This window comes from Streptomyces sp. NPDC088400 (assembly GCF_044753355.1).
In the GTDB taxonomy this organism is placed as follows: domain Bacteria; phylum Actinomycetota; class Actinomycetes; order Streptomycetales; family Streptomycetaceae; genus Streptomyces.
In genome coordinates this window covers 615,738-631,386 of record NZ_JBIVMZ010000002.1, presented here as the reverse complement: position 1 = coordinate 631,386, position 15,649 = coordinate 615,738, and the positions used below count along the sequence as shown (strand labels likewise).

At 70.5% G+C, this 15,649-nt stretch carries 9 protein-coding genes; all 9 read right to left on the bottom strand.

Annotation, left to right across the window (positions count from 1 at the left end; all coding sequences use genetic code 11):
- Positions 1 to 252: 252 nt before the first annotated feature.
- Positions 253 to 1,458, bottom strand: coding sequence for a glycosyltransferase (locus ACIQD6_RS07270; protein WP_401879156.1), 1,206 nt, complete (start codon positions 1,456 to 1,458; stop codon positions 253 to 255).
- A 107-nt stretch (positions 1,459 to 1,565) separates the two neighbouring features.
- Entirely contained in the window at positions 1,566 to 2,972 is a 1,407-nt protein-coding gene (locus ACIQD6_RS07265) for a UDP-glucose dehydrogenase family protein (RefSeq protein ID WP_401879153.1), read from the bottom strand.
- A 132-nt stretch (positions 2,973 to 3,104) separates the two neighbouring features.
- Entirely contained in the window at positions 3,105 to 4,637 is a 1,533-nt protein-coding gene (locus ACIQD6_RS07260) for a GMC family oxidoreductase (protein WP_401879150.1), read from the bottom strand.
- 138 nt (positions 4,638 to 4,775) lie between these two features.
- A complete protein-coding gene (locus ACIQD6_RS07255) occupies positions 4,776 to 6,239 on the bottom strand; it encodes an NAD(P)/FAD-dependent oxidoreductase (RefSeq protein ID WP_401879147.1) in 1,464 nt (487 codons plus the stop codon).
- Between the two features lie 174 nt (positions 6,240 to 6,413).
- Entirely contained in the window at positions 6,414 to 7,613 is a 1,200-nt protein-coding gene (locus ACIQD6_RS07250; RefSeq protein ID WP_401879144.1) for a DegT/DnrJ/EryC1/StrS family aminotransferase, read from the bottom strand.
- Between the two features lie 115 nt (positions 7,614 to 7,728).
- Entirely contained in the window at positions 7,729 to 8,394 is a 666-nt protein-coding gene (locus ACIQD6_RS07245) for a class I SAM-dependent methyltransferase (RefSeq protein ID WP_401879141.1), read from the bottom strand.
- A gap of 61 nt (positions 8,395 to 8,455) precedes the next feature.
- Positions 8,456 to 9,730, bottom strand: a complete 1,275-nt coding sequence (locus ACIQD6_RS07240) for a glycosyltransferase (protein WP_401879138.1) — start codon at positions 9,728 to 9,730, stop codon at positions 8,456 to 8,458.
- A 266-nt stretch (positions 9,731 to 9,996) separates the two neighbouring features.
- Positions 9,997 to 13,209: a BTAD domain-containing putative transcriptional regulator gene (locus tag ACIQD6_RS07235; RefSeq protein ID WP_401879135.1), complete on the bottom strand. Its 3,213-nt coding sequence runs from the start codon at positions 13,207 to 13,209 to the stop codon at positions 9,997 to 9,999.
- 200 nt (positions 13,210 to 13,409) lie between these two features.
- On the bottom strand, positions 13,410 to 15,452 hold the full coding sequence (locus ACIQD6_RS07230; protein WP_401879132.1) for an ABC transporter ATP-binding protein/permease: 2,043 nt from the start codon (positions 15,450 to 15,452) through the stop codon (positions 13,410 to 13,412).
- Positions 15,453 to 15,649 lie beyond the last annotated feature (197 nt).

Genomic DNA, 15,649 nt, shown 5'->3' with positions numbered 1-15,649 from the left:
AATGCGAGAGCCACCTGGTTTACGCAGCGATTATCTGGAGGTGCGACTGGTGGAATCCCTACAAGGGATCCGGCGTCACTAAGGGAATCCCTACACGTCATTCAGTAGGTACACGTGTAAGCGGCCGCCGCGGTGCGACGGCCGGTCAGCGGTACGACACGGCAGGGAGCGGATCAATCACGGATCGTGTCGGGCACCACACGGTTCAGGCCCGAAACGGCTCAGGCACCGCATGGTTCAGGCCGGAACGGCTCAGGCACCGAGCCGTTCGAGATGGGACACCGCGGCCTCGATGCCGGGCAGGGCCAGCATCTCCTCCCGGGCTCGGTGTGCGGCGGCGGTCACCGTCGGGGCGTCGAGCAGTCGGCGGCACGCGTCCGTCAGGGCTTCCGGTGCCCGCTCGGATACGTGGGTGCCGAGCCCGAGGTCCTGCACGCGCTCGGCGTTGTACCGCTGGTCGGCGAACATGGGCCGGACGACCATGGGTACTCCGGCTCGGACGGACTCCCGGATGCTGTTGTAGCCGCCGTGGCTGAGGAACAGCGCCGAACGCTCCAGCAGCAGCTGCTGCGGGAAGCGGTCGACGACCAGCACGTTGTCCCCGGCGAGGCTCCTGTCGACGGGCATGCCGAGTGTGGACACCACGGCCGAGCAGTCCAGGGCGGACAGTGCCTGAACGACGGCGTTGAGCGGTTCGGCGGGGTCGTACACGGGGATGGGCGCGCCGAACTCCCTGGCCTTGGCCAGGAAGCCCAGTACGGTGCCGGGCAGACCGGTGCCCAGCGACGCGAGGACGAGCGGCCGGCCGGCGGGCAGCTCGCCCAGCCAGTCGGGCAGGCTCTCGCCTCGGGTGACGGTACGCGGCTGCTCGTAGGACACCGCGTCCGGGGCCGCCGGCCGCGCGAAGGAGTATTTCACCGGCATGCAGTCGAACCGCCCGTACCGGTACACCGACGCCGGGTCGTCGGCCGGGGGCAGCCCGGCCTCCTGGCGGCGGTCGTTGAGCATCGGCAGGATCAGCTCGGGGTCGAGGAACTGTCCGGAGCCCGAGGGCGCCGGCACCTGCGGTACGCCGAGCGCCTCGGCGGCGAGGAGCGCGGCGAACTCGTAGCCGTCGCGGAGGATGACGTCGGGCCGGAAGTCGCGGGCGATCGGCAGGAGAAGCTCGTACGCGTCGTTGAGCTGGGGACCGCACCCCAGGCCCGCCCACAAGTCGTGGGCGAACCGGCTGAATTCGGCCGGAATCGGCAGCTTGCCCTCCAGGAGCAGCCGCATGCCCTGCTCGGTGATGTCGGTGAACACGCCCTTCACCTGGGCGCTCTCACCGTCGAACACGGGCACCAGGGTGGGCGCGGTGACGACGAGGACATCATGTCCCGCCCCGGTCAGCGCCCGCACCAGCGGAAGCGAGGCACGCGCGTGCGAGGTCGATCCGGTGATACTGCACAGAACCTTCATCGGGGCGGGCCTTTCCTTGATCGGGTACAGGTCATCGGGGTACAGGTCATCGGACAGGTTGGCGGGGACAGCTTGTCGGGGGACAGCTTGTCGGGGGCGTTGCTGCCTCAGCCTGGTTGCGGCACCGCGGCGGGACGTTGTTCGGTGACCGGGCTGTCGGCCGTGCCGGTCACCGGATCGCCGGCCAAGCCTGTGACCGGGCGCACGCCCACCCCGTGCCAGGCGATCCCCGCCGCGCGGAGCGCTTCGGGATCGAGGTGGTTGCGGGTGTCCACGACCAGCGGCCGGTCCAGGGCCTTGGCCATCAGGTTCCAGTCCAGGTCACGGAATTCGGGCCATTCGGTGCAGAGCACCAGGCATGCCGCGCCCTTGCCCGCCTCGTAAGGGTCGTCTACGACGGTGACGTCGGGAACCGGTGCCGCCGGGGTGCCGCCGACGGTCAGCACCGGGTCGTACGCGACGAGTTCGGCGCCCAGCCGGGCCAGTGCCCCGGCGAGGGCGACGGCCGGGGAGTCCCGCATGTCGTCGGTGCCCGCCTTGAAGGTCAGTCCGAGGACCCCGATCCGGACTCCGTCGAGTGGTGTCGCCGAGTCCGTGCCGCACAGCCGGGCGATCTTGTCTGCGATACGTTCGCGCTGATGGATGTTGACGTCGATCGCGGCGCGCAGCAGCTGGAAGTCGACATCCGCCGTCTCGGCGGTCCTGAGCATGGCGCGGGTGTCCTTGGGCAGGCAGGAGCCGCCCCAGCCGGGGCCCGGCCGCAGGAAGGCGCCGCCGATCCGGTGGTCCTTGCCCATGGCGGTGGCGACCTGCCCGACATCGGCGCCGACCCGCTCGCAGAGTTCGGCGATGACATTGACGTAGGACAGCTTGACCGCGAGGAAGCAGTTCGCCGCGTACTTGATCAGCTCGGCGCTCGCGGCGTCGGTGATCACCATCGGGGCGTCCAGCGTGGCGTAGAGGGCCGCGACGCGTTCGGCGGCCTCGCGATCGTCCGCTCCGACGACGACGCGGTCGGGGTGCAGGAAGTCGTGGACGGAGGTGCCCTCGCGCAGGAACTCCGGGTTGCTCACCACGGCGACGTCGGGGCGGTCGAGCCGCCGGGTCAGCCGGGCCGCGGTGCCCACCGGAACGGTGGACTTGGTGACCAGTGCGCAGCCGTGCGGCAGGAGGTCGCGGATCTCGTCGGCGACCGCGTCCACCGCGGTCATGTCGAGGTCGCCGTCCGGGCTCATGGGCGTGCCGACGCAGACGAAGACGGTCTCCGCGTCGCATATGGCCTTCTCGGCGCCCAGGACGAAGGTGAGCAGCCCGGAGTCGAGCCCTTCGCGGACGAGTTCGGGCAGGGACTCCTCCAGGATCGGGATCTCGCCGCGGGTCAGCCGCTCGACCTTGTCCGGGTCCATGTCCGCGCACACCACCCGGTGCCCGAGGGAGGCCAGACAGGCACCGGCGGTCAGTCCTACGTAACCGGTGCCGATGACGGCGATGTGGTGCCGGTGCACTGTGGACATCTCGTTCCTTCGATGATGGGTTGGGCTCGTTTCTTCGATGACCGGGTTCGGTGATCAGTGACCACCGATCAGTGATCAGCGATCAGTGATCAGTGGCCAGCGATCACCGATCACTCGACCGGCGACCGGCGATCAGGGGGTTTCGCGGGTGAGCAGGTCGCTGATCGATTCCGCCGCGCGGACGGCCAGGGCCACGCTGGTCAGCGTCGGGTTGACGGCGGTGGAGGTGGGGATCACTCCGTTGCCGCCGACGTAGAGGTTCCCGAAGCCCCACACACGGGAGTACGAGTCGCAGACCGAGGTGCCGTCGTCGGCCGGGCCCATGCGGACGGTGCCCTGGTAGTGCTTGGAGCTGCCGGCCGGGAACAGGTCGGGTTCGCTGTCGGGCAGGAAGGTCCCGAGCCGGGCCGCGATCTTCTCCTGGTCCGCACGGGCCTGGGCGATCCCCTCGCGGTCGCGGTCGGTGAGGGAGTAGTGGATGGTCATCTTCGGCATGCCGTAGGCGTCGGCCTCGGTGGTGGAGAACTCCACCCGGTCGTCCGCCTGGATCTCCTTGGCGCCGTACCAGACCATGCCGACGAACAGCTCCGGGTCGACGCCGTCGATCGGCGAGGTGTCGATGGTCATGACCTGCCCGTGGCTGCGCCGGCCGGAGTCGGCGAACGGCACCCAGAACCGGCCGGTCTCCAGGTCGCGGATGTCGCCGGTGAACTCCACCGAGCCGCGCGCCTCGATCCCCGCCGCGGGGCCGTCCTTGACGTGCACGGAACTCACGGTCTTGGGCTGGTCGTTGAGGTAACGGCCGAGGGCGTCCGGCCGGATGCCGGAGGCCCACAGCAACTGCGGGGTGCGCAGCGCGTCCGCGGCCACGGCCACGGCGCGGGCGCGCACCTTGAACTCGGCGCCGGTGGGCAGGTGTTGCAGTACGGCCCCGGTGGCGCGGCCGTCCTCGAACAGGACCCGGCGGCAGATGGTCTCGGCCGCGATCCGGAACGGGCCGCCGCCGTCGGCGAGCGGCCCGAGCACCACGTCCGGGCCCGCCCACAGCGGTCGCTCCCCGGGACGCGGGGTACAGGCGAGGGGCATGTTCTGGACATGCCTGCCCTCGGGGTAGTCGCCGTCGAACAGCTCGCTCAGTGTCTTGAGTACGAGCTGACCGCCCGCGGTGTCCTCGAAGGCGTCCCGCGTGACGGTGAGCAGGTCCTCGGCCACGCCCAGCGCCGCGTCGAACTCGTCGTCGGGGAGGAACGGGACGCGCTCGCTGTCGAGCGGGCGAGGGGCGGTGCACGCCCAGTGGACGCCCATGCCGCCGATGTTGCTGGACATCACCGCGGCGGGCATGCCCTCCTGCTCCGGCTCACCCTCCCGCCGCGGTGCGACCAGGTGCGTGCCGCGGTCGGCGTACCTCTTGACCAGGGCCTTGTCCTCACCGGGGGCGGTCCGGGGATCGCGCCCCTGGGATTTGGCCTGCAAGCCGCCGCGCTCCCCGGAGGGGAGGTTGCTCAGATGCAGACCGGCTTCCTCGGTGAGGCGCGGTCCCAGGTCGGCCATGAGGATCCGGGCGGACGGCACCGCCTCGTTGACCCGGCGAGCGATGGCCGAACCGACCGGGCCGCTACCGATGACGAGCAGGTCGACCTCCGGCGGGAGTTCGGGTCGGCTCATGCTTGCGCACTCCTTGTCCTGGGCCCCCGTCACCGCTGACGGGGGTGGGGCGAATGAGAGGGACGTACGGGCGGACCTGCCGGTTCGGACCTCGGGGTCAAGCCGTACGGGTCGGCCGTACGAGGTCGGCCGTACCGGTCAGACCGCGGCGCGAGTGGTCGCGTAGTACTCGCGGATCTGCTTGAGGAACACGGGGTTCATCCGGGCCTTGGCCAGGATCTCGGCGGGCGGCGTGAATTCGTCGTCCACCTGGTCGGCGAACTTGCTGTAGTCCGCGCGCAGTTGCGCCTCGATGACCTTCGGCCAGGCGTTCGGGAGCTTCCACTCGTCCTCGTAGCCGGTGGCCAGGAGGTGCACGACCGCGGTGTCCACGATGTCGGCGCGGCTCTGCGCCTGGACCGGCGGGCGGACCGGGTTGAAGATGCCGAGGTCGTGTCCCGGCTTCTCACCGAGCAGACGGCGGGTCATCTCCTCCGCGAGGAGCGGCGACAGGTGGAGGCCGTCGCGGTAGGTGCCGGTCATCATCCACAGTCCGTCGAGAGTCGTCTCGCCGATGAGCGGGAAGCCGTCGAAGGCCACCGGGCGGTTGCCGACCTGGACCTTGACGATGCCGCTCTCGTCGAGGTCGCGGCGCAGCTGGCGCAGCGCGCAGCCCAGCAGGAAGGTGGTGTCGCGGATGCTCGGTACGTCGGCCGGCTCCGGCTCGATGGCGTTGGTGGCGCCGAGGTAGACCTCGCCGCGGCCACGCGGGACCAGGTGCAGGCCGCAGGCGAAGGCGCGGTTCGGGGTGCGCAGCACGCTGGTCGGGCCGGGCTCGTCGGGGTTGACGCGCGCCAGGACGGAGACGCCGACGCCGGCGCACAGCCGGGGCATGGCGGCCGCGACGGACGGCACGGTGTCGAGGAGGGACTGGGAGGCGGCGCCCGCGGCGAGGACGACCTGACCGGCGGAGACGGTGTCGCCGGAGGCGAGCTTCACGCCGGTGATCCGGTCACCGGAGTGGATCAGCTCCTCACCGAATCCGGCGACGAGTTCACCGCCGGCCCTGGTGAAGGCGTCCTCGAGGCGCTCCAGCAGCCTGCCCGCGTCGACCGCGTGCTCGCCGGGGATGAACATGCCCATGAGGGGGCGGGTCGTCGGGTTCGGGTCCAGCCACGTGACGTCGGCCGGGTCGATGTCCTCGTACGGCTCCTTGTAGCGGTCGAGGGTCTCGCGGATGGCCGCGTAGTTGGCGGAGTCGATGCCGGGGACGCCCACGGAGTTGAGCAGCATGACGGTGCCGTCGGCGGTGAGGAGGGAGTCGGTCTTCCCGGTGTCCTCGGCGAGACCGGCGAGCCACTGGTCCCAGAGCTTGGTGGCCTGCACGCCGATGTCGAGCTTGGTGCGGCCCTGCTCGCTCTTGAGGAGGGTGGTGGTCACCTCGCCGAAGGTGCCGAGCATGGCGCCCGCGGCGGTGGAGGCGGCCCACGGGCGGTCCCCGCGGCCGAGGACGGCGACCTTAGTGCCGCGCCGGGCGAGGCTGAGGCCCAGGGAGAGGCCGAGTACGCCGTTGCCGACGACAAGGACCTCGTAGTTCCGTCCTGCCAGGTGTTCGGTAGTCATCGCTTGAGTCTTCCCATCTGGTGGAACCGCCGCCGGGGGCAGGGTTGTTCGGGGTCGTGCGATTGGTTCAGGCGTGTCCGGTGACCCAGGCGTGTCCGGTGGTTCAGGCATGTCCGGAGATCCAGGCGTGTCCGGTGGTTCAGGCGTGTCCGGGGATCCAGACGTGCCAGTGGTTCAGGCGTGTCCGCTGCCGGTACGCGGCAGTTCGGCGAGGACCTTGGTCAGGCCCTCCACGATGTCGTCGATTTCCTGGTCCCCGCCCAGCAGGACCTGGTGCGGGATCATCAGCCCGCGGCTGCCGAGCTTCTCGGCGTTCGGGCAGCGCCGGGCGAGGTCCTCGGCCGGCTCGGGGCCGGTCCGCGCGGTCCAGAACGCCTCGGTGCGGTGGATCGCGCGGTTGCAGCCGAAAGCGGGGATGCCCTCGGCGAACAGGGCGCCGGACACGGTGTCCCGGTCCAGGCCGTCGAGTTCCTCCGGGTCGAGGATGAACATCGTCATGTAGTGCGGGTTGACGGTGCATCGCTCGTCGCGGCCCTGGGGGACCACTCCCGGGATGCCGGCCAGCCCCGCGGCGAGCTTCTCGTACTGCCGCTCGCGCCGTTCGGTCTGGGCTGCGAGGCGGCCGAGCTGCACCCGCAGCAGCGCCCCCGTCATCTCGGAGATCCGGAAGTTGGAGGAGGCGGTGCGGAGGCTGAGATCGCCGGCACGGCCGCAGTTGTGCCGCATGTGGGCGATCTCGTAGCTCTCCTCGCTGGGCAGCAGCAGCGCGCCGCCCTCGCCGGCCGTGACGACCTTGGTCTCCTGGAAGGAGAACGTGGCCATCGAGCCGAGCGCGCCGAGTCCCTGGTCGCGCCACATCGCGCCGTGTGCCTGCGCCGCGTCCTGGATCACCGTGATGCCGTGGGGTTCGGCCCAGGTGTTGATGGCGTCCATGTCGGCGACGTGGCCGCCGATATGGACCGGGATGACCGCCCGGGTGCGTTCGGTCGTCGCCGCTTCGAGCTCCGCGGGATCCATGCAGTACGTGACGGGGTCCACGTCCACCAGCACCGGGATCCCGCCGCGGCGCTGGACCGCGGTGGCGGTGGCGATGAAGGTGTACGCGGGCACGATCACCTCGTCGCCGGGCCGCAACCCGATGATCTCCAGGGCGAGTTCGAGGGCGTGCGAGCCGTTGGTGACCGCGAGTGCGGCGGGCGCCTGGTGGAACTCGGCGAACTCCTGCTCGAAGGAGCTCACTTCCTTGCCGCCGAAGCGCCACCAGGATCCCTGGTCCAGCGCCCGCCCCACGGCCGCGCGGTCCAGGTCGTCGAACTGCGGCCAGTGGGGAAAGGGCGTGGTACGCACTTTCGGCCCGCCGTTCATGGCCAGCATGAGCGTCTTCTCCTCGGGGAGGCGCGGATGTCCGGGCGGTCGGGAACGATCCAGGTGACCGGGAGCGATCCGGATGGTCGGGAACGGTCCAGGTGACCGGGAACGATCCGGATGGTCAGGAGGGAACGGTGCCGAAGGCCCCGCGGGTGCCGAAGGGGTCGAGCTGCATGTCGAGCCCGAGCTCTTCCTTCCAGCGCTCGGTGATCTCCTTGCCGCCGGCCCGGTTCACGTCGTCGAGCAGGACGCTCGCGCCGGGGGCGAGGAAGTCCCACAGCACCGGGGCCGCGGGGTAGCGGGCCAGCGTGCGATCGCGCTGCCATCCGGGCGGTCCGTCCACCAGCAGCAGGTCGATGGCGCCGTGCTTGTCGGTGTACGCCGTGATCTCGTCCGAGACCGTCTTGCTCGCGTACCAGTCCATGCCCTTCACCGCGGCGGGGTGCTCTTCCAGCGGCGCGTGGACGACCGTCGCCACATCGGAGAGCCCCTCGGCGGCCAGCTGCGTGGTGACACGGGCGGCCCATTCGCCGTCGTGCTCCAGCGAGAGCAGCTTGCCGTAGCCGCGCTGGTTCATCATCCGCGCGAACACCACGGTCGAGGTGCCGCTGCCGCACTCGACGAGGACCTTGCGGTCCCCCAGAGCGATGTCGTCCAGCACCTTGATCATCGCGCTCGGCCGCAGTGAGACCACGGAGAACGGCAGGTAATGACCGTTGTTCAGCAGCGGGGACAGCCGTATCCACGAAGCCAGGTCGTAGAAGGCCTGGAGGAACTGCGCTTCCATCTGCCCGTCTCCTATCTTTCGTTGGGTGGGGCGTGTGTTTCGTTGGGTGGGCGGGGCCGGGTCAGCCGACGAGTCGTACGAGGTGGTCGACGGCGGCGTCCACCGGGGGGAGGGAGAGCATGTGCCGTTGGGCCTTGCGGGCCTGCTGGGCGAACCGCGGGTCCTCCAGCAGCCGGGTGCAGGTCTCCGCGACGGTTTCCGCGTTCGCCGCGGGTACGCGCAGCCCGAGCCCGAGCTCTTCGACACGGTTGGCGTTGTGCAGCTGATCGCTGACCTCCGGGAGGACGGCCATCGGCACACCGGCCCTGACCGCTTCGCGGACGCTGTTGTAGCCGCCGTGGGTGAACAGCAGTTGCGTGCTCTCCAGGAGCAGCGGCTGCGGGATGCGTTCGAAGACATGCACGTTGTCTCCGACGAGGTCCTGGTTGAGAGGCATGCCACGGGTGGCGACGACCGCGGTGCAGTCGACCTCGGACAGCCCCTTGACGACGGCGTTGAGCGGGTTGGCGTCGCCCTGCATCAGGGCGTTGACCATGACCGCCGGATCCATCTGGACATCGCCCATGCCCTCGAACATGTGCCCGGCGACCAGTCCGTCGAAGAACAGGCCCAGGATGCGCGGGAACACACTGCTCGACATCACCGAGGCGAACACGTTGGTGGAGGACACCACCACCAGCGGTCGGTCGGTCGGAATGTCCCGCAGCCACTCGGGCCCGGTCTCGTCGCGGACGATGCTCGACGGCTGCTGGTAGGCGAAGGTGTTCGCGATGTCGTGCGTGGTGAAGGAGTAGTCCGACGGCATGCAGTCGAAGCGGCCGTTGGCGAAGATCGCGTCCGGGTCGTCCCCGGCGGGCAGGTCCAGCTCCGCACGGCGCTCGTTCAGCTCCGCCAGCACCTGCTTCGGGTCCAGGTACTGCCCGCCGCCCGAGGGGGCGGTCACATGCGGGATGCCGAGCTTCTCGGCGACGAGGTAGCCGGCGAACTCGACGCCGCTGCGCAGCACGATGTCCGGGCGGAACTCCTCGGCCACCTCGATGAGCCGCCGGTACGCCTCGGTGACGTGCGGGCCGCACGACGTGGCGACCAGTGTGTCCGGCGAGAACGGATCGGAGGGCATCGCCTCGATCCGCTTCTCCTGGAGCAGGCTGAGCACGATGTCGCCCATGTCGCTGAACAGCGGCTTGACCCGCACCGGTTCACCGTCGAACACACCGGCCATCTCCGGCGGCGCGACCACGAGGACCTCATGACCGGCCTCGGCCGCGGCCCGTGCCAGGGGAAGCAGGGCACGCGCGTTCGACGGCGACAGCGCAATGCTGCACAGAATGCGCACAACTATTCCTTTCCACGCGGGAGCAGAGCCGGCTGCCGCGGACAATCGCGAGCGGGAACGGGAGGACATACCGCCCGCGCCGCCGACCATCGCAATGATCTGCCTTCGAACTCAGTGTTTTCATGAGTATTCAGCGGGGCTTTCCGGCCTCCGGTGCATCCGAAGATAGGCGATGCCGGAGCGGGTCCCAATGCCGTATTTCCATCGTCGAGTAACCGGCCCCGGCACGGGAGTTCCCGCAGTAATTCGCTTCCCGCCAGGGGCCCCTATGCGGGGAGGTCTGCCGCGTTCCGGTCGTTCCAGACGGCGGCCCGGCGACGCTTGTCCTCGCGCGTCGAGGGGGAAATCAGGGAATCGACCACCTCGCGGGTCGCCGAGTACCGGAAGGCGTACTGGGCCTCCCCGGTGGGCGAATCGTGCCGGGAGCGCCGCAGGAGGTCGCGCCGTTCCAGATGGTCCAGCCATGTCGCGGCTTCCGCCCGGTTCCCGTCGCCCACCGCTGCGACGCCCTCGGCGCAGAACACCCCACCGAGCGCTGACGCGTTGACGAGAGCGGACGCGTTGACGAGTACGGCCTTGCCGTCCGGCGGCACGGTGTCCACCCGGGCCGCGATCACGCGGTGCACGTAGTCGGGGACCGGCGGGGCCATGGACGCGGGCATGTGTCCGGATTCCTGGCCCGGCAGGTCGGAGCGGGGCACGTGTCCGGACAGTGGCGGCCGCTCCCGCAGCTCACGGGCGTACTCGACGGCGAACAGCGGATTCCCGCCGATCCGCCGGATCAGCTCGCGGTGCAACTCCCCCGGCAGCGCCCGCCCGTCCCGGGTCAGCAGGTCGGCCAGCAGTCCGCTGATGCCCTCGGCGGTCAGCGGGTCCAGGGTGAGGGCGAGGGCGTCGCGCAGGCCACCGCCCCAGCTCGGCCGGAAGTCCAGCAGTTCGGGCCGGGCGGTCACCGCCACGAGCATCGGCACCGGGCCCGCCGTGGCGGCCAGGTATTCGATGAAGTCCAGGAGCGACGCGTCCGACCGGTGTACGTCCTCGAAGACGACCACCAGCGGGCGTTCCGCCGCGAGTTCGGTGAGGAACAACCGCCACGCCTCGGCGTCCGCCTCCGGGCCGGGCGAGCCGGGGCCCACCGGGCCAGGGCCGACCGAGTCCGGGCCGACCGGGTCAGGGCCCGCCGTCCCGAGCAGTGCGCGCAGCCGTCCGAGCATCCACGCACCCGACTCACCGGTGCCGAACAGCCGGTGCACCTTGCGGGCCAGCTTCTCCTCCGCCGCCACCGGGGAGTCCCCCGGCTCGATCCCGGCCCCTGCGGAGACGATCCGCTGGAGGGCGGCGAGGGGCGCGTCCCGGTCGGAGAACGAGCCACAGCCGGTCAGTACGGTGAACTCACCGGGACCTCGCGCGGCCAGCAGCCCGAGTTCGGCGGCCAGCCTGCTCTTGCCCAGGCCGGGTTCGCCCAGCACGGTCAGGAAGTGGGACCGCCGCCGCCCGCACACGTCACCGAGCAGCCCACGCAGCTGATCGATCTCGCGCTCACGGTCCACCAGGGCCACCGACGCGTCCAGGCCCGTGTGACCGGGGCGGACGACGCGGGGTTCCGAGCCGCCGCCCGGTCCTTCGGCCGGCTCGTACTCAACGGCGCGTTCACTGCTCCTGCGGGTGGTCGGGCACACCCGGATCCCGCCCGCGGGCACGGTCTCCAGCAGACCCATGCAGCTCTCCGGGACCGCCCCGCCGACCACCGGAATCGGCCCGCTGCCGTCCGCCGCGCAGGTCACCAGCACCTCGCCGGTCGCCACCGCCACCCGGACGGCCAGCTTCCCGCCGGCCGGGCTCCCGCCGCCCGGACGGCCGGCAGGAGCCCGGTGGCCGAACCGGTCGCGGATGGCGAGCCCGGCACGTACGGCACGGGTCGCGTCGTCCTCCTGGGTGCGGGGGACTCCGAACAGGGCGAAGGTGACGGGACCGATCACGCCGACGATCTTGCCGCCGTGGCGTTCGATCTCCTCGCGGATCGTGGAGGTCAGACCGCCGGTCGTGGAGGTCGGACCGCCGGTCGTGGAGGTCGGACCGCCGACCAGGCGTGCCTGGTCCTCGGGGTCGACCGGTGCGTCCGGGCCGGTCTTGGTACGCACGAGCAGCATGCTGAGCCGCTTGCGCTGCTCGGTGAGCCCGCCGCCCCACGGGACCGGCGGGGCGGGACCGCGCATCGCCACGTGCCACCCCGTCCCGGTGGCGTCCGCCGGCGGACCGGCCTCGAACCGGGCCTGCCGCCTTGGAGCGGGATCCGGTTGCCGCAGGACCGGCGGCCGACGCCCGGCGAATCCGGTGCCCGTGCGTACGGGAACGGCCGGCGGGGTGGGCGCGACGGCGGGGGCAGGCCGTTCCGGGGCCACACGGAAGGACGGTGAAGGGGGAGGCTGCGCACGGAAGGACGGTGAAGAGGGAGGCTGCGCACGGAAAGACGGTGAAGGGGCAGGCTGCGTACGGGAGGGCAGCATAGGGGACGACTGTGTGGAGGCAGTCGTACGGGAGCCTGTGCGGGAGGTCGTACGGGAGGTCGCGGCGGGCGGAGCGGCGCACTTGACCTCGCTACCCCGGGCGATGATTGCCAGCGCGTCGGGCTGGGACAGCACCGGGTCGTGTTCGAGGATCGCCCGCTCCATGTCGCGCAGTACGCGGCCGGGCTCCAGGCCCAGCTGTTCGCCGTACTCGGTCCGCGTACGGCGGTAGACGTCCAGCGCGTCGACCTGGCGACCGCAGCGGTAGAGGCCCAACAGCAGCTCGGCGCAGAGCCGTTCGCGTACCGGCTCGGTGGCGACCAGCGCCTCCAGCTCGTGCACCACCTCGTGGTGGCCGCCGCAGGCCAGTTCGGCCTCGAACAGGTCTTCCTGCACGGTGCGGCGGGCGTCCTGGATCGTGGTCAGCTCCGGCCAGTCCGCGCCCGCTTCCGCGAGATCAGCCAGCACCGGGCCGTGCCACAGCTCCAGTGCGGCCCGCAGGGTCTTCGCTGCGGCGGCCCACGAGCCGAGCTCCAGTTCCGCCCGGCCGCTGTCGACCATCGCCTGGTAGGCGGTCAGGTCGAGGGCGTCGGTGTGCACGCTGAGCAGATAGCCCGGCGCGTGGGTCAGCAGCATCGGCGCGGCGGCCGAGCCCTCGTCGAGGTCACCGGTTCCGCCGTGCGCACGGCCGCCGCGGTCGACAGCGCCGCCGTAACCGCCGACGCTGCCGACGCTGTCGACGCTGTCCGTGGACAGCAGGCCACGCAGGCCGGAGACCGCGTTCTGAAGCATCTTCCGCGCGGTGGGCGGTGGGGTGCCGGTCCACAGCGCCTGGAGCAGGGTGCTGGTCGCGACCACCTGGTTGGCGTGCAGCAGGAGGAATCCGAGGGCGGCGCGCTGTTTCATGCCGCTCAGCCCCACCGGGCCGCCGTGGTCGAGAACCGTCAGCGGACCCAGCACCCGGAATTTCATACCGAATTCGCTCCCGCCCCGTCCGCCGCGCGGTGGATCATCAGCCGATGCCCGGCCGGTCGGATTTCCCTGTTCGGCCCGGCCAGGATGCTAACGGGCGGGCCACTAGGGAAATTACCGGCCTCCGGAGCGGCGCCTCGGGAGCGGCGTCTCAAGGGCGACGACTCGGGAGCGATGACTCGGGGAGCGGCCCGGTGACCTCAGGAAGCGCGCCAGCGCAGCGCCCGGTCCGCGACCAGGAGGGAGAACACCGTCATCACGCCCAGCACACCGAGGTCGAAGGCGAACGTGGCGTCGAGGTTGTCGCTGACACTGCGCCGGATGGCGTCCGCCCCGTAGGTGGTGGGCATGACGTAGCTCAGCGCCTTGAGCGGCAGCGGCAGCGCCTCTGCGGGGATGAGCAGCGGCGCACCGAGCAGCAGCACGAAGTTGAGCACGTAGGTGACGATCGAGATCAGCTCGATGCGGTCGATGAGGCTGCCGATGACCAGCCCCAGCGCGGCGAGCGGCAGCGCGGTCAGCGGATAGACGAGGAGCAGCGCGGGCGACAGCGTCAGGTCGAGGCCGTAGAGCAGTCGCACCGCGAACAGCGAGGTCACCAGGCCGGGAGCGATCAGCAGCAGTCGGGCGGCGACGAACGCCATCACGAACGCCACCTTGCTGATCGGCAGCGAGGCGTAGTACAGCATCGATCCCTCGGCCTTGATCGCGCCGATCCGCTGCGCGATCGCCGTGGTGCCGAGCGCCGCGATCGCGAACACGCCGGAGCCGCTGGCGATGTACGTCAGGCTCTTCTCGTCGTCCAGCCCCGAGCCGATCCGGGAGAAGCCGAACACCATGGTCAGCGGCATGAAGATGCCGAACACCATGTGCACGTGCCATGACGTGCGGACGGTCAGCATGTGCTCGAACCACAGGAATTTGAACGCGGTACCGAACCGGCCGAGCCGGTCCCGCAGCGGCAGCTTGGTCCTGCCCTGCTCCGGACGGGACTTCTCCCGTTGCGGGCTGGGCTTCTCCTGTCGCGAAGCCCTCGGATCGTCGGCTGTGATCGTGGTGGTGGCCGAGGGCGTGGCCGAAGGTGTGGCGGTAGCCGAGGGCGTGGCCGTGGCCGAGGGCGTCGGGGCCAGTACGGCGACGGGGCTCCGGCCGTTGGCTTCTGCTTCTGCCTCTGCCTCTGCCTCTGCCGAGATCGCCGCCGGCTCGGCATCGCCGGCCCGGACTGCATCGTCGGCCGGGGCAGTCGCCGGCTCCGCGAGGGCGGGGGCCTTGGCGTTCTGCCTCGGGCTGAGACTCAGGTAGACGTCTTCGAGTGTGGGGCGGGCGAAGCGGAAGTCGTCGACACGCTTCACGCCGATATCGGCGACCAGCACTTCGATCAGCGACTGAAGCTGGTCCGGCGAGGCGGTTATCAGGTAACTGCCGCTGCGGTTGCCCTGGCTGACCTCGCCGACCGTACTGAGCCGCGCGATCTCCTCCTGGCTGAGGACGCCGCCGTCACGGACGAACAGCTCCAGCCGCGCCTTCGCGCCGATCTGCTCCTTGAGTTCGCCGGGCGTGCCCATCGCGGCGATCCGGCCCCCGTGCATCACGGCGACGCGGTGCACGGCCTTCTCGGCCTCCAGCACGTTGTGTGTCACCAGCACGATCGTGGCGCCCTCGTCGGTGCTGCGGCGCTCGATCATCTCCCAGATGAGCCGCCGGTTGTGCGGATCCAGCTCGTTGGTGGGCTCGTCCAGCACGATCAGCTCGGGACGGCCCATCAGGGTCATACCGAAGTTGACCAGCCGCATCAGTCCGCCGCTGAGCTTCTCCACCTGCCGGTCGGCGTACTGGCCGAGGCCCAGTTCCTCGATCAGCTCGTCGGTCTGGCGGCGGGCGTCGTGCTCGCTCTGGCCGCGCAGCCGCCCGGTGTAGTGCAGCGCGCGGCGGGTCTCGATCAGCCGCATGGAGAGCCCCGTCTGCGGCAGGAAGCCGACCGTGGACTTCACCATCTCCGGGTTACGGGTCACATCGATGCCGTTGACCAGGATCGAGCCGGAGGTGGGCTGTACGAGTCCGAGCAGTTGCAGTACGAGTGTCGTCTTACCGGCGCCGTTCGCGCCGAAGAGGCCGAATACCTGCCCGCGGGGCACGCTGAAGCTCAGGCCGTCATTGGCCTTGATCAGCTCCCCGTTGCGTCCCGGGTAGGCGCGGACGAGATCGTGCACCTCGACCGCTGTGTCGCCACCTGTTTTGACCATGCCCCTACGCCTTATCCCCTCATCGGCTCACGAACCGGGCACGCGCCACCGGTTGGCCGTCTACGTATCGGGTGTCCTCCCGCTCCGCGGCTCAGGCACGATCACGTCGTGCTGCCACGAGCGAAGAATTCCACGCTTCGCACTCACGTTATGCCAGGCGGGTTCCCCGCGTCATTGGAACCTCTCCACTGTGCGCC